This is a genomic window from Rhodobacter capsulatus (assembly GCF_003254295.1).
Classification (GTDB): domain Bacteria; phylum Pseudomonadota; class Alphaproteobacteria; order Rhodobacterales; family Rhodobacteraceae; genus Rhodobacter; species Rhodobacter capsulatus.
In genome coordinates this window covers 90,084-114,843 of the sequence record NZ_QKZO01000001.1, presented here as the reverse complement: position 1 = coordinate 114,843, position 24,760 = coordinate 90,084, and the positions used below count along the sequence as shown (strand labels likewise).

Sequence of the window (24,760 nt, the reverse complement as noted above, 5' to 3'; positions counted from 1 at the left end):
TGCGACATTTTGTCCGGCCTGCCCGGCGGCGCATGATTTTGCCCGCAATCGCCCCCCGTTGCTCGCCCAGGTTGAAAAACGCCTTTGTGATCAAGGGCTCCCGTCAATCTTTGGCTAACGATCCCGCGGTTAGGTTGGGCCACCATCCACGGCGAGCGACCCTCCCCCCACTCAACGAGAGCCCCGATGAATGCAGTCAGTCCGACCTCCCCCCCCCGGGAGGGCGAAGCCGATTTCGGCTTCCATGAGCTTTTCTTCTCGCGCACCGACCCCCGTGGCGTGATCCAGTCCGGCAACGAGGTCTTCCGTCGCGTCTCCGGCTATGGCTGGAGCGATCTTCTGGGCGCGCCACACAAGGTCGTGCGCCATCCCGACACGCCGCGCGGGGTGTTCCGCATCCTGTGGACCGCGCTTGGCAAGGGCGATCCGGTGGGCGGCTATGTGAAGAACCGCGCCCGCAACGGCGATCACTACTGGGTCTTCGCGGTGCTGCTGCCGGTTCCGGGCGGGTTCCTGTCGGTGCGGATGAAACCCTCGACGCCGCTGTTTGCCCGGGTCCGCGACATCTATGCCGAGATCGCACAGCGCGAACGCGCCGAGGGGCTGGATCCCGCCGAGGGGGCACGGGCGCTGCGCGGCTTTGCCGCCGCGGCCGGATATTCCAGCTACACCAGCTTCATGGCCGCGGCGATGGGGCAGGAGCTGGCGGCCCGCGACACCCGGCTGGGCCGTCCGGCCGATGCCCGCACCGCGCAGCTGATCGCGCTCAACACCTCGCTCGAAGAGGTCTCGCGCGAGCAGCGCAACCTTTTGCGCAGCTTCGAGGCGCTGCAATCGGTGCCCAACAACATGCGCATCATCGCCTCGCGGCTGGAGCCCTCGGGCGGGCCGGTCTCGGCGATTTCGGAGAATTACCGCAGCTCGTCGCAGGTGATTTCGGAACGGCTGCGCAGCTTCGTCTCCGGGCCCGACAACCTGTGCGACCGGGTGTCCCGGCAGGCGTCGAAGGCGCTGTTCCTGATCGGGGCGCATCGGGTGCTGTCGGAAATGCGGCAGAACTTCGCCGATGCGACGCCGGTGCCGGGGATCGACTGGGCGCTGGAACGCCAGACCCTCTGCGCGATCGAGGCGCAGGCGCAGCACGACACCGGCACGGCGATGGAACAGGCGATCGCCCATGCCGAGGTGCTGGGCCGCGCCAGCGCCGAGATCCGCCGTCAGATGCTGGGGCTCGACACGATCCGGGTGCTGGGCCGGGTCGAGACCGGGCGGATGCGCGGCGCCAACACGCAGCTGTCGGCGACGATCGACCAGCTCGACGTGTCGCATTCCGACATCCGGCTGCGGCTGGAAACGATCATGCGGCTCTCGGAGGGGATCGGCACGACGATGCGGATGTTCCAGCGCACGCAGCGCATGGCGTAAGCCCGGCGGGGCCGTCACAGCCCCGCCCGCGCCAGCGCCCGGTCGGTCAGCCGGTTCAGCAGCAGCGTCAGCGCCAGAATGACGAGCAGCGCGGCGAACATCAGATCGATCCGCATCCGGGCATTCGCCATCAGCATCAGATAGCCCAGCCCCTGCGATGCGCCGACCCATTCGCCGATCACCGCCCCCGTGGGCGCATAGGTGACGGCGATGCGCAGCCCGGCGGCCCCTTGCGGCAGCGCATGCGGCAGGCGCAGCCAGAGCAGCGTGCGCAGCCGTGACGCCCGGGCGATCCGCGCCAGATCGAGCACCGGCGCGGGCGTGGCGCACAGCCCGTCATGCAGGCCCGAGGCGACGGGAAACACCACCAGCAGCGCCACCATCGCCACCTTGGGCCCCAGCCCGTAGCCCAGCCACAGCACCAGCACCGGCGCCAGAACAAAGACCGGCAGCGCCTGCGCCCCCGCCAGCACCGGCCCGATCAGCCGTTGCAGCCGTGGCGCAAGCGACATCGCCAGCGCCAGCGTGATCCCAAGGCCGATGCCAAGCGCCAGCCCGGCGCCGGTCTCGGCCAGGGTGGTCAGGGCGTGCTGCCCGATCAGGCCGCGCTCTTGCCACAGCGTTTCGAACACCCGCAAAGGCGGCGGCAGCACGAAGGCGGGCACCAGCGCCGCGGCGCAGACCGCCTGCCACAGCGCGAAGATCGCCAGAACCGGCCAGATACGCGCGCTCATGGCCGCCGCATCCGCGCCAGAAGCCCCGCCGCCGCCTGCGCCAGCCCCGGATCGGCAAGCGGCACCGGACGCGGCCCGGGCAGGGGCGGCAGCTCGTGCAGCAGGGCGTCTTGCAGCAGCAACACCCGATCGCCCAGCCGCAGCGCCTCGGTGGGGTCATGCGTCACCATCACCACGGTCTTGCCCGCAAGACAGGCCGCCGCCAGATCCTGCATCGCGGCGCGGGTGGGGGCATCAAGGGCGGAAAAGGGTTCGTCCAGCGCCACCAGCGCGGCATCATCGGCCAGCACCCGGGCCAGCGCCAGGCGCTGCCGCTCGCCGCCCGAAAGCGCCTCGGGCCGGTCGGTGCCGCGGCCCGCCAGCCCGACGGCCTCCAGCAAAGCCTCGGCCCGGGGGCGGGGCAGGGGCTCGCCGCGCAGCCGCGCCATCAGCCGCAGATTGCCCAGAACCGAGAGCCGCGGCTGCAGCAGATCGGCTTGCGCCATCCAGCCGATGCGGTCGGGCGCCTGCCGGGCACCCTCCAGCCGGGCCGCGACGGGCAGCCCGGCCAGCAGACGCAGCAGCGTCGATTTCCCGGCACCGGAGGCGCCCAGAAGGCAGGTCCAGCCGGGGCGCAGCTGCAGGTCAAGCTGGCGCAGCAGCGGGCGATCGCCCAGCCAGACCTGACCCGTGATCGCAACGGTCATTTCCCCACCGCGATCGTCTCCACCGGCGGGGCGGTCGGAATCAGTCCGGTCTCGACCAGAAAGGCGCCGAAATCGCGGTAGCGCGCGGCATCCAGCGCCGCCGGATCACGGGCGAAATGCGGCCAGGTGTCGGGCCAGGCTTTCGCATTCAGCGGATCGTCAAGCTCCGCCGCATGGGCGCGGAACGTATCCCAGCCCGCCTGCGGATCGGCGGCGATCTCGGCGGCGGCGCGGCCGGTCGCTTGCAGAAACCGGGCGATGCGGTCATCATGCGCCAGATCGGCGCGGGCCAGATAGATCAGCTCGTCATAGGCGGGCACGCCGTTTTCCTCGGGCAGGAAGCAGCGGCCCTGATGCCCGACGGCCGCCATCTGATGCAGCTCGAAATTGCGAAATGCCCCCGAGACCGCCGCGACCTGCCCCGTCGCCACCGCGGGGGTCAGGGCGAAATTGACGTTGATCGTCTCGACCTCGGCGGGATCGACGCCGTTGTGGCGCAGCATCCGCTGCATCAGCGCCGCCTCGATCCCGGCCAGCGAATAGCCGACCTTGCGGCCGCGCAGATCGGCCATGGTCTTCACCGGCCCCGCCGCATCCACCATGACGCAGTAAAGCGGCGCGTCGATCAGCGTGCCGACCCGTTTCAGACCCAGCCCCGCGGCGTGTTGCAGATACAGCTGCGGCTGATAGCTGACCGCCAGATCGACCTGCCCGGCGGCGGCCATCTTCGGCGGGTCCGAGGGATCGGCGGGCGGGATGATCGTGACATCAAGCCCGGCTTCGGTGAAATAGCCGCGCTCGGCGGCGACGATGATCGGCCCGTGATCGGGGTTCACGAACCAGTCGAGCATGACCGAGAGGCTGTCGGCAGCCTCGGCCCGGGGGGCCAGCAGCAAAAGGGCAAGCAGAAGCGGTTTCATCTTACGACCTCATCGAAAAGAAATGATCCAGCGGGCCATGGCCTTGCCCGACCGAAAGCCGGTCGGCCCCGGCGATGGCGCGCAGGGTATAGCCGCGGGCGGCGGCGGCGGCCTGACGCAGATCGGGGATGCGGGCCAGCTGCGTCGCCAAGGCCGAAGACAGGGTGCAACCGGTGCCATGGGTGTTCTGCGTCTCGACGCGCGGCGCCTCGAGCCAGACCTCGCCCGCGGCATCGAGCAGCAGATCGGGGCAGATGGACCCGGGCAGATGCCCGCCCTTGAGATAGACCGCCCGCGCGCCCAGGACCCGCAGCCCGCGGGCCTGGGCGACCATCTCGGCCCGGCTTTGCGCGACGGCGCAGCCCAGCAGATCGGCCGCCTCGGGCAGGTTCGGGGTGATCACCGCGGCGCGCGGCAGCAGGATCTGGCGCAGGGCGGTGACGGCCTCGGCGGCCAGAAGCCGGTCGCCGCCCTTTGCTACCATCACCGGATCAAGGACGAGGGGGGCCGAGAGCCCCTCAAGCGCCGCGGCCACGGCGGCGATGGTCGCGCCATCGCCCAGCATGCCGATTTTCACCGCGTCGATGCGGATATCGGCGCGGATCGCGGCGATCTGCGCCGTCACCATCGCGGGGCGGACCGGATCGACGGCGCTGACGCCGCGGGTGTTTTGCGCCGTCAGCGCGGTCAGCGCCGCCATCGCATAGCCGCCATTGGCGGAAATCGCCTTCAGATCGGCCTGAATTCCCGCCCCGCCCGAGGGGTCAGAGCCGGCAATCGACAGAATGTTGGGGATCATCTTGGCCTCCAGTCCTGCACCAGCGCGCGGCAGGCGGCTTCGGGGTCGGCGGCGCGGGTGACGGCGGAGACCACCGCCATCCCGACAACGCCCGCGGCTTGCAGCGCCGGAATGTCGGCCCGGGTCAGCCCGCCGATGGCCAGCGTCGGCACCGCGACCAGCCGGGCGATCCGGGCCAGACCGTCAAAGCCTATGGGCGCGGCGGCATCGGGTTTCGTCGCCGTCGCCCGCACCGGCCCGGCGCCGATGTAATCGACGCAGCCGGGCAGGCGGCTGGCCTGCGCTTCGGTCTCGACGGAAAGCCCCAGCAGCATCCCCGCCCCGATCCGGGCGCGGATCGCCGCGGGGTCGCCGTCGCCTTGCCCGACATGCAGCCCATCGACCCCGGCGGCGATGGCCACCTCGATCCGGTCATTGAGGAAGAGCTTCACCCCATGCGCCCGCATCTCGGGCAAAAGCTGCCGGGCCAGCGCCAGCAGATCTGCATCCGAAGCGGTCTTGTCGCGCAGCTGCACCGCGCGGGCGCCGCCGCGGGCCGCCGCGCGGGCCTGATCGGGCACGGAAAGCGCCGCGCCCGGGTCGGTGATGACGTAAACGGGCCCGATCATGCCGCGCTCACCCTTGCCCCGGCACTCAGCGCCTCGGGCGTCAGAGCGGCCAGCGCGTCGAGGAAAGCCACGGCGAAACTGCCCGGGCCTTTCGCGGTCCGCGCGGCGATCTCGCCCGCCAGACCGTAATAGGCCATCGCCGCCACCGTGGCCTCCAGCGGCTTTTGCCCGACCAGAAAGGCCGCGATCACGCCATTGAGCGAACAGCCGAGCGCCGTCACCTGCGGCATCAGCGCATGGCCATTGCCGATGCGGAAAGCGCGGCTCCCGTCGGTGACGTAATCGACAGGCCCCGAGACCGCGACGACGCCGCCGGTCCGCCCGGCCAGATCCCGCGCCGCCCCCTCGGCCGCCGCGACGGTGTCGCGCGCATCGACGCCATGCGCCTGCCCGCCCAGCCCCGCCAGCGCCAGGATCTCCGAGGCATTGGCGCGGATCACCGTCGGGCGCAGATCGAGCAGCCGGGCGCAAAGATCCTTGCGGAACTGCGTCGCGCCGATGCCGACCGGATCGAGCACCCAGGGGCGGCCGAGCCGGTGCATCACCCGCGCCGCCTGCACCATCCCCTCGGCCCAGTCGGCATCCGCCGTGCCGATATTCACCGTCAGCGCACCGCAAAGCGCGGCGAATTCCGTCACCTCGGGCAAGCCATGCAGCATCGCGGGCGAGGCCCCCGCCGCCAGCTCGATATTCGCCATCACGTTCATCGCGACGAAATTGGTGATGTTGTGCACGAGCGGCGCGGCAGCCCGCATCTGCGCAAGCTGCTGTCCGACATCTGCGAACGGTCCGGTTTCGGTCATCGGTCCTCCCATGGCGCGGAAGACCGAAGCCGGGCGGGCAGGGCCCGGCACCGGTTGCGGACTCCCTACGCCAGCATGATCTGGTTCAGGTTCAAAGGGTGCTTCTCAGCCCGGCTCCCCGGACGCCCCTGTCGCAAGGGCAAGGAAGCACGGATGGCCGGGCTTGTCCAGTGCGCGGGCAAGGATGTTTGCGGGCAGGGGGGCGCGGATTGCCGCTTGTGTCCGCGCCGTCGCAAGGGCGCTTGATCCCGATCAAGGCAGGGGGCGCCGTTTTGCGCTAACGCAGGACCAGTTTCGTGACGATGAGGCGGCTTTCGGGCCGCGACTGGGGTTGGCGCCGAAAGACCGGCAAGACGCACCCGCGCGGGTGCCACTATCTGGACGTTGCGAATGATTTCCGAACCTCAAGGCCAGTTTGCCTCTCCGGCAGCGGAGGAGGCAACCGCCGCCGATCTGGCCGCCCTGACGCGGTTCCTGCAGGCGAACGAAACCCGGCTGATCGAGATGCACATCGCCTATTCGATCACCCGCAGCTACAATGCCCATGTCTCGACGCTGCCCGAGGCCTGGCGGGCCTCGGTGCAGGGGCTCAATGGCGCCATCGCGCTGATGCTGGACACCCGCGGCGCCGCCGAGGCGGATTACGACAGCGACATCGGCGAGGATCCCTCGACCGTCTATGGTATCGAGGTGGCGCGCAGGCACGGGCTGCGTGGCGTGCCGCTGGCGATGTTTCTGAGCAATTTCAAGGGTTATCGCGACAGCTATCTGCGACTTATACAGATGACGGGCTTTCCCGCCGCGACCGAGGCGCTGTATCTGCGGCTGGTGCGCGGCTTTTTCGACCGCGCCGAGATCGGCATCTGCACGCAATGGGCGCGCGGCGTCGTCGATGCCGATCACGACCGGCTCTTGGCCGAAAACCAGCGCGTCGTGACCGAGAAGAACAAGTATCTGACGATTTTCGAAAGCATCCAGACCCCGGTCTTCCTGATCGATGCCGAGGGCGGGATCGAGAACATGAACCATGCCGCGGCGCTGCTTCTGTCGCGGGATGTCGTGCCGGGGTCTGTCTATTACGGTTCGGCGGCGCGGCGCAGCTTTCAGGGGCTTTTCGGCCTTGATCCGCGCGGCATCGGCCCGCTTTTGCCCGAGCACGAGATCGAGACGATCGACGGGCGGCGCTGGGTCTCGGTCTCGACGCAGGAAATGCTCGATGTGTCGCGCAAGTTTCTGGGCACGGTGATCAGCTTCACCGATGTCACCGACGCCCGCCGCGCCCGCGAGGAGGCCGAGGCGCTGGCCCGCGCGAAGACCGATTTTCTGGCGACGATGAGCCACGAGATCCGCACCCCCATCCATTCCATCGGCGGCATCGTCGAGCTGTTGCGGCAAGACGCGCTGCCGCCGCGCGCGGCGGGCTATGTCGAGGCGATCGACCGCTCGGCCCGGGTGCTGAGCTCGATCGTCTCGGAGATCCTCGATTATTCCCGCATCGAGGCGGGCGGGATGATGCTGGAACGGGTCGATTTTCCGCTTGCCGAGGTGACGGCCGAGGTCGCCCGGGTGATCGAGCCGCTGGTGGCGCGCAAGCCCGGGCTGCTGTTGCATGTCGACTGCCCGGCCGATCTGCCCTGTGTCAGCGGCGATCCGGCGAAGCTGCGGCAGATCCTGCTCAATCTGGCGGGCAATGCGGTGAAATTCACCGAAACCGGCGCGGTGGTGATCGGGCTCGACCTGATCTCGCGCAGCCCGGGGCGGGTGCTGGTGCGGTTTTCGGTGCGCGACACAGGCCCGGGCATCGCGCCCGAGCGGCTGGAGCAGATCTTCCGCCCCTTCACCCAGTCCGACAGCTCGATCGAGCGCAAGCATGGCGGCACCGGGCTGGGTCTGGCGATCTCGCGCCGGCTGGCCGAGATGATGGGGGCCGAGCTGACGGTCGAAAGCCATCCGGGCGAGGGCAGCTGTTTCCGGCTGGTGGTGCCGCTGGATCTGGCGGTGCGGCAGGGGGCCGATTGTGCCCGGGCGCGGGCGAAGGCGCTGCCCGCCAAGCCCTTGCGGCTGCTGCTGGTCGAGGATGACGCGGTGAACCGGCTGGTAACCGAGACCCTGCTGCGGCAGGCCGGGCATCAGGTGCGGCTGGCCGAAACCGGCGAGGCGGCGTTGCAGGCGCTGGCGGGGCAGGGCTTCGATCTGGTGCTGACCGATCTCAACCTGCCCGATCTGAGCGGCTTCGATCTGGGCCGCGCCATTCGCGCCCATGGAGATCCGGCGATTGCGCGGCTGCCGATCGCGGCGCTGTCGGCGCATGGGTCCGCGGTCGATGCGGCGGCGCTGGCGGCGGCGGGGATCGGCGGATTTCTGGCGAAACCCTTCCCCTTTGCCCGGCTCGAGGATCTGTTGCGCCGGGTCACCGGCTTCGCCTCGCCGCGGCCGATCGGCTCGGGCGGGCCTGCACGGGCCGAGGGGGCGGGGCAGGGCGCGGGCTTGGGGCTGGTCGATCTGACGGTGCTGCGCGGCCATGCCGAGGCTTTGGGGCCCGCGCCGACCGGGCGGATCGTCGCCACCTTCAAGGCCAGTCTGGTGCATACCGGGGCGGCGCTGGAGGCGGCGGTCGAGGCGGAGCGCTGGAACGAGGTGGCGATGATCGCGCATCGGCTGAAAAGCTCGGCGCGGCATGTCGGTCTTCTGGCGCTGGCCGAGGAGGCCGAACGGGCCGAGATGCTGGCCTCCGCCTCGGGGCGGCGCAGCGCCGATCTGGCCGGGCAGGTGGCCGATCTGGTGCTGTCGTGCCGCTCGGCGGTGGGGCTGGTCGAGGCGATCTGGGCCGAAATCGCGGGCTGAGACCCCAGGTTTCGGGCGGATCGGGAAAGGCACTGCCTTTCCCCGCCCGCTGGCGCATCACCTGTGCCAAGACCGTTTCCCCAAGCACGACAGAGGCCTGCGCTCCGCCCCGGCGGCGCGAATGCGCCCGCCGATGGCGGGGCGGGCGCAGGCCGAGGGCCTTTGGGCCCCCGGCGGTCACGGGACTTCTGGTCCGCATGACCTCGGCGATGGCCTCGGTCAGGGCCGCGGATCTTATGCCGAAAAGACGTAGCCCAGCCCGTGCACGGTGACGATCAGCCGGGGCTTCGCCGGATCGGGCTCGATCTTGCGGCGCACCCGGCGCACCAGCACGTCAATGGTGCGATCGAAGCTTTCATGCCCGCGGCGGCTGACATGCGTCATCAGCTGATCGCGGCTCAGTACCTGCCCCGGATGGGTGACGAAGGTGGCCAGCAGTTCGAATTCCGCCCGGGTCATCTTCACTGCCTCGCCCGCCGGATCGTTCAGCGTCCAATGCGCGATGTCGAGCGTCCAGCCCTCGAAGGTCTTTTTCGACTCATCCGCCTTCACCACCCGCGCCGCCGTCACCCGGCGCGCCAGGTTGCGCGTGCGCGGCAGGATCTCGCGCATGTTGTAGGGCTTGGTGACGTAATCATCGGCGCCCAGTTCCAGCGCCACGATCCGGTCCACATCCTCGCGCCGCGAGGTGACCATGATCACCCCCACCTCGGATTGCCGCCGCAATTCGCGCAAAAGCGACAGCCCGTCCTCGCCCGGCAGGTTGATGTCGAGCAAGATCACGTCGACATCGCCCCGCGCGAAGACCCGGCGCATCTCTTCGCCGTCGCCCGCCTCGCTGACGCGGTGATTGTCCTTCACCAGATAGGCGGCCAGCGTCTGCCGCCCCACCGGATCATCTTCGACGACAAGGATATGATAGGACGTCTTCATCACGGCCCCCCTTGCCCCGTCATCGCGCCAAAAGCCCGGCCCGGCAATGATTTTCGTGCGATTTCCCGTGGGTTTTCCGGGTTTTAACATCCTGTTCACAGGATTTTTCATCCTGTTCACAACCGGACGCAACGCGGTTCACATCGCAGGTCCAGACAGGGACTCGAACGGGGCGGACCGTGACAGGACCGGACGCGCGGCGTCGGTGATGGAACGGGCCCCGGAACGGCAAGACCGGAGGCGAAAGTGATCAGGAAAATCTGGGGCGTGATGCGCAGGCCCAGCACGCGCTGGGGGCTGGGCACGTTGGTGCTGGGCGGAGCCTTCGTCGGCGCGCTGGGCTGGAACGGCTTCCACTATGCCGTGGAACAGACCACGACGACGAAATTCTGTCTGTCCTGCCACTCGATGCAGGGCAATTTCGAGGAATACAAGACCACCGTCCACTATTCGAACCCGATGGGCGTGCGCGCCGAATGCGCCGATTGCCACGTGCCGAAATCGGGCTGGCGGCTTTACCGCGCCAAGGTGCTGGCAGCGAAGGATCTGTGGGGCGAGATCACCGGCAAGGTGGACACGCCCGAGAAATTCGAGGCGCACCGGCTGGAGATGGCCGAAACGGTCTGGGCCGACATGAAGGCGAATGACTCGGTCGGCTGCCGGTCGTGCCACAGTTTCGAGGCGATGGATTTCGCGCATCAGGCGAAGCCCGACGGCGCCAAGCAGATGCAGCAGGCGATGCTGGACGGCGGCACCTGCATCGATTGCCACAAGGGCATCGCGCACAAGCTGCCCGACATGTCCTCGGGCTACAAGAAGCTGTTCGAGGATCTGCAGGCCGAAGCCGGGCAGTTGCGGCCGAAGGCGGGCGACACGGTCTATCCGCTGCAGACGATCGAGCTTTATCTGGAAGAGCCGAAGGATGGCGTGAAGGCGGCGGGCAAGGTGATCGCGGCGACGCCGATGGTGGTCGCGGCGGTCTCGGGCAAGGCGCTGCAGGTCAAGCTGGAAGGCTGGCAGCAGGAAGGCGCCGAACGGATGCTTTACGCCGCGCAGGGGCGGCGGATCTTCAACGTGGCGCTGGCGCCGACGGCGGTGGCCGCGGTGGTGCCGGGCGCGCGGATGACCGATCCCGACACCGAACAGGTCTGGACCGATGGCACGCTGACGGTCTGGGTGAAGAACGGCAATCTGACCGACAGTCTCGACAAGGTCTGGTCCTATGCGGGCTCGATGTTCAGCGCCGCCTGCGGCACCTGCCACGTGCTGCCGCATACCAGCCATTTCCTGGCGAACCAGTGGATCGGCACGCTCAATGCGATGAAGCCCAAGGCGCCCCTGAACGAGGAACAGTTCCGGCTGGTGCAGAAATACGTGCAGATGCATGCGAAAGACATGGGCGGGGAGGTCGAGCAATGACCGTGATGACCCTTCCCCCCGCCGTCCTGGCCGATCGCGCGCTCTTGTGGCACTGGCTGGCCGAGGTTTTTCTGGCCGCGCCCTCGGCCGATGCTTTGGCCGCGCTGCGCGACGGGGCGGGGCGGAAATGGCTGGCCGCGCTGGCGACCGAACCGGCCTTTGCCGCGCCGGTCGCGGAGATCCGCGCCGCGCTGGCGGCCCCGCAGGACACGGCGCAGCTGCAGACGCGGCTGACCATCGCCTTCAACGGGCTGTTCCTGGGTCTGGGCGGCAAGCGCACGCTGGCGCCGAACGACTCGGCCTGGAGCAAGGGCGGGTTGTTCCGCGCCCCGGTGGCCGAGATGACCGCGCTTCTGGCCGAGTGCGACCTGCGTCTGGCCGAGGGTTGCTGCGAGGCGCCCGACCATCTTTCGGTCGAGCTGATGCTGCTGGCCCATCTTGAAACCCATGCCGATCCGCGCGCCGAGCCGCTGCGGGACCGGCTGCGGCTCTGGCTGCCCGGCTTTTGCGCCGCGGTCCGGGCCGAGGATCGCACCGGCTTCTGGGCCGGGGCTGCGGCGCTGCTGCTGGCGGCGCTGGATCACGACGAACTCATCCCCCAACCGGAAGAAAGGACAGTCAAATGACGAAGATTTCCGGAAACGAGCTGCGCGCAGAGCTTTCCCGCCGCGCTTTCCTCAGCTACTCGGTCGCCGCGGGCGCGCTGGGCATGTTCGGCCCGTCGCTGTTTGCCAAGGGCGCCCGCGCCGAGGCGCTGGCCAATGGCACGGTGATGTCGGGCAGCCACTGGGGCGTCTTCACCGCGACGGTCGAAAACGGCCGCGCCACCGCCTTCACGCCTTGGGAAAAAGACCCGCATCCCTCGCCGATGCTGGAAGGCGTGCTTGACTCGATCTATTCGCCGACGCGGATCAAATATCCGATGGTGCGGCGCGAATTCCTTGAAAAAGGCGTCAATGCCGATCGCTCCACCCGCGGCAACGGCGATTTCGTCCGCGTCAGCTGGGATCAGGCGCTCGATCTGGTCGCGGCCGAGGTGAAACGCGTCGAAGAGACCTATGGTCCGCAGGGCGTCTTTGGCGGGTCCTATGGCTGGAAAAGCCCGGGGCGGCTGCACAATTGCACCACGCTTTTGCGCCGGATGCTGACGCTGGCGGGCGGTTATGTGAATGGCGCGGGCGATTATTCGACCGGCGCGGCGCAGGTGATCATGCCGCATGTGGTCGGCACGCTGGAAGTCTATGAACAGCAGACCGCCTGGCCGGTGCTGGCGGAAAACACCGAAGTCATGGTGTTCTGGGCCGCCGATCCGATCAAGACCAGCCAGATCGGCTGGGTGATCCCCGAACATGGCGCCTATCCGGGGCTCGAGGCGCTCAAGGCCAAGGGCATCAAGGTCATCGTCATCGACCCGGTCCGCACCCAGACGGTGGAATTCTTCGGCGCCGAGCACATCACGCCGAAACCGCAGACCGATGTGGCGATCATGCTGGGCATGGCGCATACGCTGGTGGCCGAAGACCTTTATGACAAGGACTTCATCGCCAACTACACCTCGGGCTTCGACAAGTTCCTGCCCTATCTGCTGGGCGAGACCGACAGCACGCCGAAGACCGCCGAATGGGCCGAGGGCATCAGCGGCGTTCCGGCCGAGACGATCAAGGAGCTGGCGCGGCTGTTCAAATCGAAGCGCACGATGCTGGCGGCGGGCTGGTCGATGCAGCGGATGCATCACGGCGAACAGGCGCATTGGATGCTGGTGACGCTGGCCTCGATGCTGGGTCAGATCGGTCTGCCGGGCGGCGGCTTCGGGCTCTCCTATCACTATTCGGGCGGCGGCACGCCCTCGACCAGCGGTCCGGCGCTGTCGGGCATCACCGATGGCGGCGCGGCGACGAAGGGGCCGGAATGGCTGGCGGCGAGCGGCGCCTCGGTGATCCCGGTGGCGCGCGTGGTCGACATGCTGGAAAACCCCGGCGCCGAATTCGACTTCAACGGCACGCGCTCGAAATTCCCCGACGTGAAGATGGCCTATTGGGTCGGCGGCAACCCGTTCGTGCACCATCAGGACCGCAACCGCATGGTCAAGGCCTGGGAAAAACTGGAAACCTTCGTCGTGCATGACTTCCAGTGGACGCCCACGGCGCGGCATGCCGACATCGTCCTGCCCGCAACGACCAGCTATGAGCGCAACGACATCGAGACGATCGGCGATTATTCGAACACCGGCATCCTGGCGATGAAGAAGATCGTCGAGCCGCTTTACGAAGCCCGCAGCGATTACGACATCTTCGCCGCGGTCGCCGAACGGCTGGGCAAGGGCAAGGAGTTCACCGACGGCAAGGACGAGATGGGCTGGATCAAGTCCTTCTACGACGATGCCGCCAAGCAGGGGAAAGCCAGCGGCGTCGAGATGCCCGCGTTCGACGCCTTCTGGGCAGAGGGGATCGTGGAATTCCCGGTCACCGATGGTGCCGAATTCGTGCGCTATGCCAGCTTCCGCGAAGATCCGCTGCTCAACCCGCTTGGCACGCCCACCGGCCTGATCGAGATCTACTCGAAGAACATCGAGAAGATGGGCTATGACGACTGCCCGGCGCATCCGACCTGGATGGAACCGCTTGAACGGCTGGACGGGCCGGGGGCGAAATATCCGCTGCACATCGCGGCCTCGCACCCGTTCAACCGGCTGCATTCGCAGCTCAACGGCACGGTGCTGCGCGAAGGCTATGCGGTTCAGGGGCATGAGCCCTGCCTGATGCATCCCGACGACGCCGCCGCGCGCGGCATTGCCGATGGCGACGTGGTGCGGGTGCACAATGATCGCGGCCAGATCCTGACCGGGGTCAAGGTGACCGATGCGGTGATGAAGGGGGTGATCCAGATCTACGAAGGTGGCTGGTATGATCCCTCGGACGTGACCGAGCCGGGCACGCTGGACAAGTATGGCGACGTCAACGTGCTTTCGGCCGATATCGGCACCTCGAAACTGGCGCAGGGGAACTGTGGTCAGACCGTGCTGGCCGAGGTCGAGAAATACACCGGCCCCGCCGTCACCCTGACCGGCTTCGTCGCGCCGAAGGCGGCCGAATGAGCCGCTGCGCCTGACGGAGGGCCCCCCGGGGCCCTCCCCTCCACCGCGCCCGCGGGCGCGGTGCTGCCCCAAGGACCAGGGCCCCGAAGGACCAAGGACATGACCGCGCAGGATCTTTTTCCCGACCGCCCCGAAAGCGCCGCGATCGGCCCGCTGGCCGCGATCCTTTATCACGACACACCGCCCGATGCGCTTCTGGCGGGCTTTGCCCGTCGTCTGATCGCGCAGGGCCTGCGCGTCGGCGGCGTGGTGCAGGAACGCCCCGCCACCGCGGCGGGCTGCCGCTGCGCCGAGATGGCGCTTCTGGCGCTGGCCAGCGGTCACCGCACCCCCGTCGCCCAGCCGCTTGGCCCCGGCTCGACCGGCTGTCGGCTGGATTTCGGCGCGCTGGCGCAGGTCGCGCAGGATCTGCTGGGCGAGATCGACGCCGGGCTGGATCTTCTGATCCTGAACCGCTTCGGCAAGGCCGAGGCCGAGGGCCGCGGCTTTCGCGACGTGATCGCCGCGGCGCTGGCGCGCGAGATCCCGGTGCTGACCGCGCTGCATCCGCGCAACCTGCCCGACTGGACCCGCTTCACCGAGGGCGCGGCGCTGTTGCTCGTGCCCGACGAAACCACCCTGCATCACTGGCTGGACGACAGCCGGGGAGTTGCCCATGCTGCCTGATCCCCTTTGCGACGGCTTCGGCCGCGACGTGCGTTACCTGCGGGTCTCGGTCACCGACCGCTGCGACCTGCGCTGTTCCTATTGCATGAAGGAGGACGTGACCTTCCTGCCGCGCAATCAGGTGCTGAGCCTGGAAGAGCTGGACCGGCTCTGCTCGGCCTTCATCACGCTTGGCGTGCGCAAGCTGCGCATCACCGGGGGGGAACCGCTGGTGCGCCGCGGCATCATGACGTTCTTTGCCGCGATGGGGGCGCATCTGCGCGCCGGGCGGCTCGATGAACTGACGCTGACCACGAACGGCACGCAGCTGGCCGCCCATGCGCAGGCCCTGGCCGAATGCGGGGTGAAACGGGTCAATGTCTCGCTTGATACGCTCTCGGCCGAGAAATACACCCGCCTGACCCGGTTCGGCCGGATCGAGACGGTCTTTGCGGGCATCGCCGCCGCGCAGGCGGCGGGGCTGCGGGTCAAGCTCAATGCGATGGCGCTGAAGGGCGTGAACGACGACGAGATTTTTGCCCTGACCGACTGGGCGGCGGCGCATCACTGCGATCTGACCTTCATCGAGCTGATGCCGATGGGCGACATTCCGGCGGGCACCCGGCTCGACCAGTTCTGGCCGCTTGATGATCTGCGGGCGCATCTGGAGACCCGGTTCCGGCTGACCGACACCGGGCTGAGCACCGGCGGCCCGGCGCGTTATGTGACGGTTGCGGAGACCGGCCAGCGGATCGGCTTCATCTCGCCGCTCAGCCACAATTTCTGCACCAGTTGCAACCGGGTGCGGCTGACCTGCAAGGGCGAGCTTTACACTTGTCTCGGGCAGGAAGGCGCCACCGACCTGCGCCCCGTTTTGCGCGCGGGCGTCGAGGGCGAAGCGCTTTCGCGCGAAATCCGCGCCGCGATTACCCGAAAACCTGCGGGCCATGCCTTCGGCTACGGCCCCTGCAGTGTCGCAGGCCAGATGGTCCGCGGCATGAACCACACCGGAGGCTGAGATGCTGGACATCGTCTATTTCGCCTGGGTCCGCGAACGGATCGGGCACCCGCGCGAGCAGGTGGAAACCGGGGCCGCGACCGTGGCCGATCTGGTGGCCGAACTGCGGGCGCGCGATCCGCGCTATGCGGCCGCCTTTGCCGATCCCGCGGTCTTGCGCGTCGCGCTTGATCAGGATCTGGCCGATTTCACCGCGCCCCTGGCGGGCGTGCGCGAAGTGGCGTTTTTCCCGCCGATGACGGGCGGCTGAAGGGGGGCTGAGATGGACGGTCACATTTTCGACCCCGAGGGCCGCTATGCCCGGCATCTGATCCTGCCCGAGATCGGGCCCGCGGGGCAGGCGCGGCTGAACGCCGCCTCGGTTCTGGTGATCGGCGCGGGGGGGCTTGGCTCGCCGGTGCTGCTTTATCTGGCGGCGGCGGGGATCGGGCGGCTGACGCTTGCCGATGACGATGTGGTGTCGCTGTCGAACCTGCAGCGGCAGGTGCTGCACGGCACGGCGCGGCTGGGGCAGGGCAAGACGGTTTCGGCGCGCGCGCGGCTTGCCGATCTGAACCCCGAGGTGAGGATCGAGACCCATGCGATCCGCTTCGGGGTCGAAACCGCGGTGCTGGTCGCGGGCTTCGATCTGGTGATCGACTGCACCGACAATCTGGCGGCGCGGCATCTGCTCAACCGGGCCTGTGTCGCGGCGGGCGTGCCGCTTCTGTCCGGTGCGATCGCGCAATGGGAAGGCCAGATCGGGCTTTATGCGCCGGGGCTTGGCGGGCCCTGCTATGCCTGCACCTTCCCCGAGCCCGAAAATCCGCCGCCCGCGCAATCGAAGGGCGTCGTCGGCGCGCTGCCGGGCGTGGTAGGGGCGCGGATGGCGCTTGAAGCGATCAAGCACCTGACCGGGGCGGGGCAGAGCCTGCTTGGTCGGCTCTGGATGATCGACACGCTGTGGAACGAGGAACGGCTGCTGCGCACGCATCGGCGCGCGGATTGCCCGGTCTGCCGGGGCAAGGGGGCGGCATGCTGACCCATTTCGACGACGCGGGCCAGGCGCATATGGTCGATGTCTCGGACAAGGTGGACACGAAGCGCACGGCGGTGGCCGAGGGCCGGGTGGTGATGCGCCCCGAGACCCTGGCGCTGGTGATCGCGGGCCGGGCGGGCAAGGGCGACGTGCTGGGCGGCGCGCGGGTGGCCGGGATCATGGCGGCCAAGCGCACGGCGGATCTCATTCCGCTCTGCCATCCCTTGGCGCTGTCGCGCGTCGCGCTGGAGCTGACCCCCGAGCCGGACACCAGTTCCGTGCGGATCGAGGCCACCGTGGCCACCACTGGCCCGACCGGGGTCGAGATGGAGGCGCTGACGGCGGTCTCGGCCGCGGCGCTGACCGTTTATGACATGCTGAAAGCCGCGGAAAAGGCGATGCGGATCGAGGGGATCCGGCTTTTGGCCAAGGACGGCGGCAAGTCGGGCAGTTTCCGCGCCTAAAGCGCGTTCGGGCGCAGCCGGTCCTCGGCCCGGGCAAGGTCTTCGGGCGTGTTGAGATTGGCGAAAGGATCGGGCGTGGTGTCGAAGGGCACGGCGACCGCCCCCGCCAGATAGGCGCGCATCCGCCGTTCGTCGGCGGCGAAAAGCGCGTCGATCCGGGGCCGGTCGGCGACGCGCCAAAGGGCTGCGGTGTAATGGTCGCGCCCGAAGCTTTGCGCATGGGCAGGCCCGCCCGCGGCGGCGAGCCGGGCCACCAGATCTTCGGGCAGGAACGGCGTGTCGGTGGCCACGCTGACCAGCGCCTCGGCGCCCCGTTCGGCTGCCCAGTCCAGCCCGGCACGAATGCCCGCCATCGGACCGAGCCCCGATTCCCCGGCGCGATCAGGCAGCACCGGCAGGCCAAGGCCGAACCGGCCCGGATCGCCATTGGCCGAGATCGCCACCGCGGCGACCTGCGGCGCCAGCCGCGCCAGCACCCGCGCGATCAGCGGTTGCCCCGCGAGCCGCACCAGCGCCTTTTCGCGCCCCATCCGCCGCCCCTGACCGCCCGCCAGAATGATCCCCACGATCCGCATGCGCCATCCTTCCGCTTTGCCCCGGCCCTGACCCTCCGCCGTCCGGTGCAGCCCCCACTTTCTTGCGCGACGCCGTCGTGCTAGGCAAGGCCATGACACAAAGCCCCATCCCGACGAAGCAGCAGATCCTCGACTGGATCGCCGACAACCCCGATCAGGGGGCGAAACGCGATATCGCCAAGGCCTTCGGCCTGAAGGGCGCGGCGAAGATCGAGTTGAAACGCCTGTTGAAAGAGCTGGCCGAGACGGGCCAGATCGCCCGCAGGAAGCGCAGCTATCATGACAGCGCCAGCCTGCCGCCGGTGGCGGTGCTGGAAATCCTGCCCGCCGACGCCATGGGCGATCTTTGGGCGCGGCCGCTGGAATGGGCCGGTCCCGGCGAGGCGCCGCGGATCGCCTTTCTGACCCGCCGCGACGATCCCGCCGTCGGGCCGGGCGAACGCGTGCTGGCGCGGATTTCGCAAGGCACCGAGGGGCCCGAGGCGCGGCTGATCCGCAAGCTGGGCGAGGCGCGCCATCGCATCGTCGGCATCTTCCGCAAGGGCGCGGAAGGGGGCCGGATCACGCCGATCGACAAGGGCGAGATGAATGAATGGATCGTGCCGCCCGGCGCCACGAACGACGCCCGCGATGGCGAGCTGGTCGAGGCCGAGCAATCGGGGCAGAAGGGCCGGATGGGCCTGCCGCGGGCGCGGGTGATCGAGCGTCTGGGCGATCCGACCGCGCCGCGGGCGGTGTCGCTGATCGCCATTCACCAGCACGGCATTCCCGACGATTTCCCCGATGACGTGATCGCCGAGGCCGATGCCGAGATCCCCGCCGCTTTGGGCGACCGCGAAGACCTGACCGGCCTGCCCTTTGTCACCATCGACCCGGCCGATGCCCGCGACCGCGACGACGCCTGTTTCGTGCAACCGGACGACGATCCGGCGAACGAGGGCGGGTTCCTGCTGTGGGTCGCCATCGCGGATGTGGCGCATTACGTCCGCCCGGGCTCGGCTTTGGACCGCGAGGCGCGCAATCGCGGCAATTCCACCTATTTCCCCGACCGGGTGGTGCCGATGCTGCCCGACCGGCTGTCGGGCGATCTGTGCTCGTTGCACGAACATGTGCCGCGCGCGGTGCTGGCGGTGCGGATGAAGGTTTCGGCCGAGGGGCGGAAGATTGCGCATCGCTTCACCCGGGGCATCATCCGCTCGGTCGCCTCGCTGGAATATGCGCAGGTGCAGGCGGCCGCGGATGGGCGGCCCGATGACAAGACCGCGCCCCTGGTCGCAGAGATCATCGCGCCGATCTACGCCTGCTACCGGGCGCTGACCCGGGCGCGGGCCTTGCGCCAGCCGCTGGATCTGGACCTGCCCGAACGTCGGATCGAGATCGACGAGGCGGGCAAGGTCGCCTCGGTCAAGTTCAAGGAACGGCTGGATGCCCACCGGCTGATCGAGGAATTCATGGTGCTGGCGAATGTCGCCGCCGCCGAAGAGCTGGAACGGCTGCGCCGCCCGCTGCTTTACCGCGTGCACGAGGAGCCCTCGCCCGAGAAAATCGATGCGCTGCGCGAAGTGGCGCAGGCGTCCGGGTTCAGTCTGGCGAAGGGGCAGGTGCTGAAGACGGCGCATCTGAACCGGCTTCTGAACGACGCCGAGGGCAGCGAGTTTGACGAGCTGATCAACATTTCCACCCTGCGCTCGATGACGCAGGCCTATTATGCGCCGCAGAATCTGGGGCATTTCGGGCTGGCCTTGCGGTCTTACGCGCATTTCACCAGTCCGATCCGGCGCTATTCCGACCTGATCGTGCATCGGGCGCTGATTGCCGGGCATGGCTGGGGGAAAGATGGCCTCAGCCGCGACGACATCGCCCAGCTTGAGGACATCGCGAGCCATATTTCCGAGACCGAGCGGCGCTCGATGGCCGCCGAGCGCGACACCACCGACCGCTATCTGGCCGCCTATCTGTCGGAACGGGTGGGCAGCGAATTTACCGGGCGCATCAGCGGCGTGCAGAAATTCGGCGCCTTCGTGAAGCTGGATGAGACCGGGGCGGACGGTCTGGTGCCGATCCGCTCGGTCGGTCGGGAATTCTTCCATTATGACCGCGACGCGCAGCAGCTGATCGGCGCCGACAGCGGGATCACCCTGGGCATCGGGCAGCGGGTTCTGGTGCGGCTGGCCGAAGCGGTGCCGGTGACCGGCGGGCTGGAGCTGGAATTGCTGGAGCTGGAGGGGCAGGCGATGCCCGGCGCGGGCAAGGGCGGCAAGCGCCCGTTCCGGCCGGGGCGGAAATCCGTGGCCTTCAAGGCGAAGGAACGGGCGATTTCGCGCAAAGTCAAACGCACCCGCAAGTAAGCGGCAGACCCAAAAGGAAAGGGCCGGGGAAATCCCCGGCCCTTTGTCATTTCAAGGCGGTTCAGCCGATCGCGACGGCTTTCACGTCTTCGTCCACATAGGGCAGATATTGCGCGAAGTTGTCCGAGAACATCTTCACCAGCTTCGCCGCCTGCGCGTCGAAGGCGGCCTTGTCGGCCCAGGTCTCGCGCGGGTTCAAAAGCTTGCTGTCCACGTCATGCACGGCGACCGGGACTTCGAAGCCGAAGTTCGGATCCTTGCGGAACTCGGCATTGTGCAGCGAGCCGTCGAGCGCGGCGGTCAGCAGCGCGCGGGTGGCCTTGATCGGCATCCGCTTGCCCACGCCAAAGGCACCGCCGCTCCAGCCGGTGTTCACCAGCCAGCAGGACGCGCCCTGTGCGGCGATCTTCGCGGCCAGCAGCTTGCCGTAGACCTCGGGACGACGCGGCATGAAGGGCGCGCCAAAGCAGGTCGAGAAGGTCGGCACCGGTTCCACGATCCCCACTTCCGTCCCCGGGGTCTTCGAGGTGAAGCCCGAGAGGAAGTGATACATCGCCTGCGCGGGCGTCAGACGCGCGATCGGCGGCAGCACGCCGTAAGCGTCGCAGGTCAGCATGATCACGTTTTTCGGGTGCCCACCCAGCGCGGTATCGGACGCATTGCCGATGTAATGCAGCGGGTAAGCGCAGCGCATGTTCTCGGTCAGCGAGCTGTCGAAGAAATCAAGTTCCAGCGTTTCCGGGTCGAAGACCATGTTCTCGACCACGGTGCCGAACATCGAGCAGGTGTTGTAGATGTCCGGTTCCGCTTCTTTCGAGAGGTTGATGGTCTTGGCGTAGCAGCCGCCCTCGAAGTTGAAGATGCCTTTTTCCGACCAGCCGTGTTCGTCATCGCCGATCAGCACGCGCGAGGGATCGGCCGAAAGCGTGGTCTTGCCGGTGCCCGAGAGCCCGAAGAAGACCGCCGAGTCATCGGGGTTGTCGATCGCATGGTTGGCCGAGCAGTGCATCGCCATCACGCCCTTGCCGGGCAGGATGTAGTTGAGCAGCGTGAACACGCCCTTCTTGTTTTCACCGGCATAGGCGGTGTTGCCGATCAGGATCAGCTTTTTGTCAAAGTTGAGCGCGATCACCGTTTCCGAACGGCAGCCGTGACGTTCCGGGTCGGCCTTGAACGACGGGCAGTTGATGATCGTCCATTCCGGGCTGAACGTGTCCAGCTCCTCGCGGGCGGGGCGGCGCAGCATGGTGCGCAGGAACAGGCCGTGCCAGGCCAGTTCGGCGACCAGACGCACGTCGAGACGATGCGCCGGATCGGCACCGCCATAAAGATCCTCGACGACGAAATCCTTGCCCTTCATGTGTTCGAGCATGTCGGCATGCAGCACGTCGAACTTGGCCGGATCCATCGGCTTGTTGTTTTCCCACCAGATCGTGTCTTCGACGCTGGCGGTGCGGACGACGAACTTGTCTTTCGGCGACCGGCCGGTGTGCTTGCCGGTCGAGCAGTAGAAAGCCCCGCCCTTGCCGAGCGTGCCTTCCCCGTTCTTGAGCGCCAGTTCGATGAGCGCGGGTTCCAGCAGGTTGTAATAGACGTTGCCGAGACCAGTGATGCCCTGATCTTCCAGCGTTTTCGCCGGGTTCACGCGTCCGATGCTCATGTTTCGCTCCCGTTGCCGCCCTGCGGCGCGGTGGTTCCTCGCGGCGCCCGTTACGGGCGGGCACCGATCCGCGCAAGAATGTTGCGGATGGCGCCCTATACCATGGTGCAATTGCGAAGGAACAGAAGGGTTTGTCGCAGCTAGCGCAAACAGGGCCGATTTAGCGCCATCATCGCGAAGAGGTGAGGCAAATTAGTCAAACCTTCGTTTTTTTGCGCTCAGATGATTCGCATCACGTGGCCGATTCGCACATCGCAGTTGATTCCGGGGGCCGGAAAGCGGACAATGACGCCAATCATAAAACAGGCAGCATGAGGTGCAGGACATGTCGAGGATCGCGCTGGTCGATGATGATCGCAACATTCTGACGTCGGTCTCGATGACGCTCGAGGCGGAGGGCTACGAGGTCGAGACCTATAACGACGGTCAGGCCGCGCTCGACGCCTTCAGCAAGCGGCTGCCCGACATGGCGGTGCTCGACATCAAGATGCCGAGGATGGACGGCATGGAGCTGCTGCAGCGGCTGCGGCAGAAGACGACGATGCCGGTGATCTTCCTGACCTCGAAGGATGACGAGATCGACGAGGTTCTGGGCCTGCGCATGGGCGCGGATGATTACGTCAAGAAACCCTTCAGCCAGCGGCTTCTGGTCGAACGCATCCGGGCGCTTCTGCGTCGGCAGGAGGTGATCTCGACCGGCGAAGCGCCGGTGGCCGAGGATACCAAGGTGATCGTGCGCGGGTCCCTTTCCATGGACCCGTTGCGCCATTCGGTGACCTGGAAGGGCCGCGAGGTGACGCTGACGGTGACGGAGTTCCTGCTTCTGCAGGCGCTGGCGATCCGGCCCGGCTTTGTCAAAAGCCGCGATCAGCTGATGGATGTCGCCTATGACGATCAGGTCTATGTCGACGATCGCACCATCGACAGCCATATCAAGCGGCTGCGCAAGAAGATGCGCACGGTGGATGACGATTTCTCGGCGATCGAGACGCTTTACGGCATCGGTTATCGTTACAACGAAGAATGACCATTGCCGGATTTCTTGCAGCAAGGCGGGGGCGTGTGACCAAGGCCGCGAAATCCGAGACGGATGTGGTTCTGGGCGAGGACTGGGTCGGGCCCAAGGGCGCGGTCGATGAGGATCTGGCCAAGGGCCGTGAGCGGCGCAGCTACATTTCGCTGAACCATTCGCCGCTGGCGCGCAAGATCATCACCTTCAACCTGCTCGCCATGCTCGTCATGGTGGCGGGGGTGCTTTACCTGAACCCGTTCCGCGACAGTCTGGTGTTTCAGCGCGAAAGCGCCATCGTCAGCGAGGCCGAGCTGATCGCCGATGTCTTCGAGGCGCGGATGCCGCTGGCGGCGCCGGTCAATCTGGCGGCGGGCGACGGCCTTGACGTGGCCGAGGTGATGCGCGGGATCGAATTGCCCGAGGGGGCGACGATCTATGTCTTTGATGCGGCGGGCAATCTGCTGGCGGATTCCGCCGCCGTCGGCACCGCGCCGCGCGAAAGGGTCGAAGGGCTCGGCATCGACACCCGCTCGACGCTGATCACCGATCTGCTCAACAGCGCCTGGGACTGGCTGACGCGGCTTGCCCATCGCGATCAGGCCTCGGCCACGCCGGTCGATACCCGGGCCATGGCCGAGGCGCTGGTGCCGCAGGTCGCGGCCGGGCAGACGGTGATGGCGACGCGGCGCAACACCTCGGGGGCGACGATCTTTTCGGTGGCGACCGGGCTTTTCCAGAACGACACCCTTGTCGGCACCGTGGCGATGACCTCGGCCGCGGGGGAAATCGACAAGCTTGTCCGGGTCGAGCGCGAACAGGTGCTGCAGATGTTCGTCGTGGCGATCATCGTCTCGATCGGGCTGTCGCTGGTGCTCGCCTCGACCATCGCCAACCCGCTCTCCGACCTGGCCGCCGCCGCCGAGATCGGCCGCGACCGGCACTCGCGCAAGATGACGCCGGGGCGGATCCGCATTCCCGACCTGACCGCGCGGCCCGACGAGATCGGGCGGCTCTCGGGGGCGCTGCGCGGCATGGTGGCGGCGCTTTACGACCGCATCGACGCGAATGAACAATTCGCCGCCGATGTGGCGCATGAAATCAAGAACCCGCTGGCCTCGCTGCGCTCGGCCGTGGCCTCGCTGCATGTGGTCAAGCGCGAGGATCAGCGCCTGCGCCTGCTGGAGGTGATCGATCATGACGTGCGCCGCCTTGACCGGCTGGTGAGCGACATTTCGAACGCCTCGCGGCTCGACAGCGATCTGGTCAAGGAAGAGGAAGAGCCCTTCGACCTGTTGAAGATGCTTGCCAGTCTGGGCGACCATCTGGGCCGGGAGGCGGGGTCGAAAGGGGTCGAATTCATCACCGACCTGCCCGCGGAACCGATCCGCATCACCGGGCTGGAGGCCCGTCTGGCGCAGGTCTTCGTCAATCTGATCAGCAATGCGATCAGCTTCTGCGAAGAGGGCGACGCGGTCCGCGTCTGGGCGCGCAAGCGCGAAAACCGGGTGCTGGTGGTGGTCGAGGATACCGGGCCGGGGATTCCCGAACAGGCCCTGTCCAAGGTCTTCAAACGCTTCTATTCGCAACGTCCCGAGGGCCAGTTCGGCGATCATTCCGGCCTTGGGCTGGCGATCTCGAAACAGATCGTCGAGGCGCATGGCGGGGTGATCTGGGCCGAGAACATCCGCCCGACCGATGCCGACATCACTTCGGAGCCGCTGGGCGCCCGCTTCGTCGTCGGCCTGCCGGTCTGAG

Annotated in this window: 22 protein-coding genes and 1 riboswitch; of the genes, 13 read left to right on the top strand and 9 right to left on the bottom strand. The window is 67.7% G+C overall.

What is annotated here, in order from left to right:
- Positions 1-186 precede the first annotated feature (186 nt).
- Complete coding sequence (locus LY44_RS00580) at positions 187-1,425, top strand: PAS domain-containing protein (RefSeq protein ID WP_055209834.1); 1,239 nt, start codon at positions 187-189, stop codon at positions 1,423-1,425.
- A gap of 14 nt (positions 1,426-1,439) precedes the next feature.
- On the opposite strand, the gene LY44_RS00575 is transcribed toward LY44_RS00580, so the two are convergent.
- From LY44_RS00575 to thiM, 6 genes are read right to left on the bottom strand one after another with little or no spacing between them, the layout of a single operon-like run.
- Positions 1,440-2,159 carry an ABC transporter permease gene (locus LY44_RS00575; RefSeq protein ID WP_055209833.1) on the bottom strand — a complete coding sequence of 240 codons (720 nt, stop codon included), beginning with the start codon at positions 2,157-2,159 and terminating at the stop codon, positions 1,440-1,442.
- Positions 2,156-2,845, bottom strand: a complete 690-nt coding sequence (locus LY44_RS00570) for an ATP-binding cassette domain-containing protein (protein WP_055209832.1) — start codon at positions 2,843-2,845, stop codon at positions 2,156-2,158. The genes LY44_RS00575 and LY44_RS00570 overlap by 4 nt, the downstream gene beginning before the upstream one ends.
- Positions 2,842-3,765 carry an ABC transporter substrate-binding protein gene (locus LY44_RS00565; RefSeq protein WP_055209831.1) on the bottom strand — a complete coding sequence of 308 codons (924 nt, stop codon included), beginning with the start codon at positions 3,763-3,765 and terminating at the stop codon, positions 2,842-2,844. Before LY44_RS00565 ends, LY44_RS00570 begins: the two co-directional genes overlap by 4 nt.
- Before the next feature lies 1 nt (position 3,766).
- Complete coding sequence (gene thiD / locus LY44_RS00560) at positions 3,767-4,564, bottom strand: bifunctional hydroxymethylpyrimidine kinase/phosphomethylpyrimidine kinase (protein WP_055209830.1); 798 nt, start codon at positions 4,562-4,564, stop codon at positions 3,767-3,769.
- On the bottom strand, positions 4,561-5,172 hold the full coding sequence (thiE, locus tag LY44_RS00555) for a thiamine phosphate synthase (protein WP_055209829.1): 612 nt from the start codon (positions 5,170-5,172) through the stop codon (positions 4,561-4,563). The genes thiD and thiE overlap by 4 nt, the downstream gene beginning before the upstream one ends.
- Positions 5,169-5,975 carry a hydroxyethylthiazole kinase gene (thiM, locus tag LY44_RS00550; RefSeq protein WP_055209828.1) on the bottom strand — a complete coding sequence of 269 codons (807 nt, stop codon included), beginning with the start codon at positions 5,973-5,975 and terminating at the stop codon, positions 5,169-5,171. Before thiM ends, thiE begins: the two co-directional genes overlap by 4 nt.
- A 44-nt stretch (positions 5,976-6,019) precedes the next feature.
- A riboswitch (TPP riboswitch) is annotated at positions 6,020-6,115 on the bottom strand.
- A 250-nt stretch (positions 6,116-6,365) separates the two neighbouring features.
- On the opposite strand from thiM, the gene LY44_RS00545 reads away from it, so the two are divergent.
- Positions 6,366-8,819: a hybrid sensor histidine kinase/response regulator gene (locus LY44_RS00545; RefSeq protein ID WP_055209827.1), complete on the top strand. Its 2,454-nt coding sequence runs from the start codon at positions 6,366-6,368 to the stop codon at positions 8,817-8,819.
- A gap of 234 nt (positions 8,820-9,053) precedes the next feature.
- On the opposite strand, the gene dorR is transcribed toward LY44_RS00545, so the two are convergent.
- On the bottom strand, positions 9,054-9,752 hold the full coding sequence (gene dorR, locus LY44_RS00540; protein ID WP_055209826.1) for a two-component system response regulator DorR: 699 nt from the start codon (positions 9,750-9,752) through the stop codon (positions 9,054-9,056).
- A 246-nt stretch (positions 9,753-9,998) separates the two neighbouring features.
- On the opposite strand from dorR, the gene torC reads away from it, so the two are divergent.
- From torC to moaC, 8 genes are all read left to right on the top strand, one after another.
- Complete coding sequence (gene torC, locus LY44_RS00535) at positions 9,999-11,171, top strand: pentaheme c-type cytochrome TorC (RefSeq protein WP_055209825.1); 1,173 nt, start codon at positions 9,999-10,001, stop codon at positions 11,169-11,171.
- Entirely contained in the window at positions 11,168-11,797 is a 630-nt protein-coding gene (locus tag LY44_RS00530; protein WP_055209824.1) for a molecular chaperone TorD family protein, read from the top strand. Before torC ends, LY44_RS00530 begins: the two co-directional genes overlap by 4 nt.
- Positions 11,794-14,265 carry a trimethylamine-N-oxide reductase TorA gene (gene torA, locus LY44_RS00525; RefSeq protein ID WP_055209823.1) on the top strand — a complete coding sequence of 824 codons (2,472 nt, stop codon included), beginning with the start codon at positions 11,794-11,796 and terminating at the stop codon, positions 14,263-14,265. The genes LY44_RS00530 and torA overlap by 4 nt, the downstream gene beginning before the upstream one ends.
- A 99-nt stretch (positions 14,266-14,364) precedes the next feature.
- On the top strand, positions 14,365-14,931 hold the full coding sequence (locus tag LY44_RS00520; RefSeq protein ID WP_055209822.1) for a DUF2478 domain-containing protein: 567 nt from the start codon (positions 14,365-14,367) through the stop codon (positions 14,929-14,931).
- Entirely contained in the window at positions 14,921-15,928 is a 1,008-nt protein-coding gene (moaA, locus tag LY44_RS00515; protein WP_055209821.1) for a GTP 3',8-cyclase MoaA, read from the top strand. Before LY44_RS00520 ends, moaA begins: the two co-directional genes overlap by 11 nt.
- 1 nt (position 15,929) lies before the next feature.
- Complete coding sequence (gene moaD / locus LY44_RS00510) at positions 15,930-16,178, top strand: molybdopterin converting factor subunit 1 (RefSeq protein WP_173644533.1); 249 nt, start codon at positions 15,930-15,932, stop codon at positions 16,176-16,178.
- 12 nt (positions 16,179-16,190) lie between these two features.
- Positions 16,191-16,949, top strand: coding sequence for a HesA/MoeB/ThiF family protein (locus tag LY44_RS00505; protein ID WP_055209820.1), 759 nt, complete (start codon positions 16,191-16,193; stop codon positions 16,947-16,949).
- Complete coding sequence (moaC, locus tag LY44_RS00500; RefSeq protein WP_055209819.1) at positions 16,943-17,410, top strand: cyclic pyranopterin monophosphate synthase MoaC; 468 nt, start codon at positions 16,943-16,945, stop codon at positions 17,408-17,410. The genes LY44_RS00505 and moaC overlap by 7 nt, the downstream gene beginning before the upstream one ends.
- Here moaC and mobA read toward each other — a convergent pair.
- Entirely contained in the window at positions 17,407-17,985 is a 579-nt protein-coding gene (mobA, locus tag LY44_RS00495) for a molybdenum cofactor guanylyltransferase MobA (protein WP_055209818.1), read from the bottom strand. The two genes, moaC and mobA, sit on opposite strands and share 4 nt — an antisense overlap.
- Positions 17,986-18,077: 92 nt before the next feature.
- On the opposite strand from mobA, the gene rnr reads away from it, so the two are divergent.
- Complete coding sequence (gene rnr / locus LY44_RS00490; RefSeq protein ID WP_055209817.1) at positions 18,078-20,333, top strand: ribonuclease R; 2,256 nt, start codon at positions 18,078-18,080, stop codon at positions 20,331-20,333.
- A 61-nt stretch (positions 20,334-20,394) separates the two neighbouring features.
- Here rnr and LY44_RS00485 read toward each other — a convergent pair whose 3' ends face one another.
- Positions 20,395-21,993, bottom strand: a complete 1,599-nt coding sequence (locus LY44_RS00485) for a phosphoenolpyruvate carboxykinase (protein WP_055209816.1) — start codon at positions 21,991-21,993, stop codon at positions 20,395-20,397.
- Between the two features lie 325 nt (positions 21,994-22,318).
- On the opposite strand from LY44_RS00485, the gene LY44_RS00480 reads away from it, so the two are divergent.
- Together LY44_RS00480 and LY44_RS00475 are read left to right on the top strand one after the other, a co-directional pair.
- Complete coding sequence (locus tag LY44_RS00480; RefSeq protein ID WP_055209815.1) at positions 22,319-23,020, top strand: response regulator transcription factor; 702 nt, start codon at positions 22,319-22,321, stop codon at positions 23,018-23,020.
- The gene (locus LY44_RS00475) at positions 23,017-24,759 is read left to right on the top strand and encodes a sensor histidine kinase (protein ID WP_081024366.1); all 1,743 of its coding nucleotides are present in this window, start codon (positions 23,017-23,019) and stop codon (positions 24,757-24,759) included. The genes LY44_RS00480 and LY44_RS00475 overlap by 4 nt, the downstream gene beginning before the upstream one ends.
- Position 24,760: the final 1 nt, after the last annotated feature.

What these genes read in the sequence shown, in the direction of transcription:
- LY44_RS00580 (WP_055209834.1), top strand. Translation starts at nt 187, where the DNA reads ATGAATGCAGTCAGTCCGACCTCCCCCCCCCGGGAGGGCGAAGCCGAT.
- LY44_RS00575 (WP_055209833.1), bottom strand. Translation starts at nt 2,159, where the DNA reads ATGAGCGCGCGTATCTGGCCGGTTCTGGCGATCTTCGCGCTGTGGCAG.
- LY44_RS00570 (WP_055209832.1), bottom strand. Translation starts at nt 2,845, where the DNA reads ATGACCGTTGCGATCACGGGTCAGGTCTGGCTGGGCGATCGCCCGCTG.
- LY44_RS00565 (WP_055209831.1), bottom strand. Translation starts at nt 3,765, where the DNA reads ATGAAACCGCTTCTGCTTGCCCTTTTGCTGCTGGCCCCCCGGGCCGAG.
- thiD (WP_055209830.1), bottom strand. Translation starts at nt 4,564, where the DNA reads ATGATCCCCAACATTCTGTCGATTGCCGGCTCTGACCCCTCGGGCGGG.
- thiE (WP_055209829.1), bottom strand. Translation starts at nt 5,172, where the DNA reads ATGATCGGGCCCGTTTACGTCATCACCGACCCGGGCGCGGCGCTTTCC.
- thiM (WP_055209828.1), bottom strand. Translation starts at nt 5,975, where the DNA reads ATGACCGAAACCGGACCGTTCGCAGATGTCGGACAGCAGCTTGCGCAG.
- LY44_RS00545 (WP_055209827.1), top strand. Translation starts at nt 6,366, where the DNA reads ATGATTTCCGAACCTCAAGGCCAGTTTGCCTCTCCGGCAGCGGAGGAG.
- dorR (WP_055209826.1), bottom strand. Translation starts at nt 9,752, where the DNA reads ATGAAGACGTCCTATCATATCCTTGTCGTCGAAGATGATCCGGTGGGG.
- LY44_RS00530 (WP_055209824.1), top strand. Translation starts at nt 11,168, where the DNA reads ATGACCGTGATGACCCTTCCCCCCGCCGTCCTGGCCGATCGCGCGCTC.
- torA (WP_055209823.1), top strand. Translation starts at nt 11,794, where the DNA reads ATGACGAAGATTTCCGGAAACGAGCTGCGCGCAGAGCTTTCCCGCCGC.
- LY44_RS00520 (WP_055209822.1), top strand. Translation starts at nt 14,365, where the DNA reads ATGACCGCGCAGGATCTTTTTCCCGACCGCCCCGAAAGCGCCGCGATC.
- moaA (WP_055209821.1), top strand. Translation starts at nt 14,921, where the DNA reads ATGCTGCCTGATCCCCTTTGCGACGGCTTCGGCCGCGACGTGCGTTAC.
- moaD (WP_173644533.1), top strand. Translation starts at nt 15,930, where the DNA reads ATGCTGGACATCGTCTATTTCGCCTGGGTCCGCGAACGGATCGGGCAC.
- LY44_RS00505 (WP_055209820.1), top strand. Translation starts at nt 16,191, where the DNA reads ATGGACGGTCACATTTTCGACCCCGAGGGCCGCTATGCCCGGCATCTG.
- moaC (WP_055209819.1), top strand. Translation starts at nt 16,943, where the DNA reads ATGCTGACCCATTTCGACGACGCGGGCCAGGCGCATATGGTCGATGTC.
- mobA (WP_055209818.1), bottom strand. Translation starts at nt 17,985, where the DNA reads ATGCGGATCGTGGGGATCATTCTGGCGGGCGGTCAGGGGCGGCGGATG.
- rnr (WP_055209817.1), top strand. Translation starts at nt 18,078, where the DNA reads ATGACACAAAGCCCCATCCCGACGAAGCAGCAGATCCTCGACTGGATC.
- LY44_RS00485 (WP_055209816.1), bottom strand. Translation starts at nt 21,993, where the DNA reads ATGAGCATCGGACGCGTGAACCCGGCGAAAACGCTGGAAGATCAGGGC.
- LY44_RS00480 (WP_055209815.1), top strand. Translation starts at nt 22,319, where the DNA reads ATGTCGAGGATCGCGCTGGTCGATGATGATCGCAACATTCTGACGTCG.
- LY44_RS00475 (WP_081024366.1), top strand. Translation starts at nt 23,017, where the DNA reads ATGACCATTGCCGGATTTCTTGCAGCAAGGCGGGGGCGTGTGACCAAG.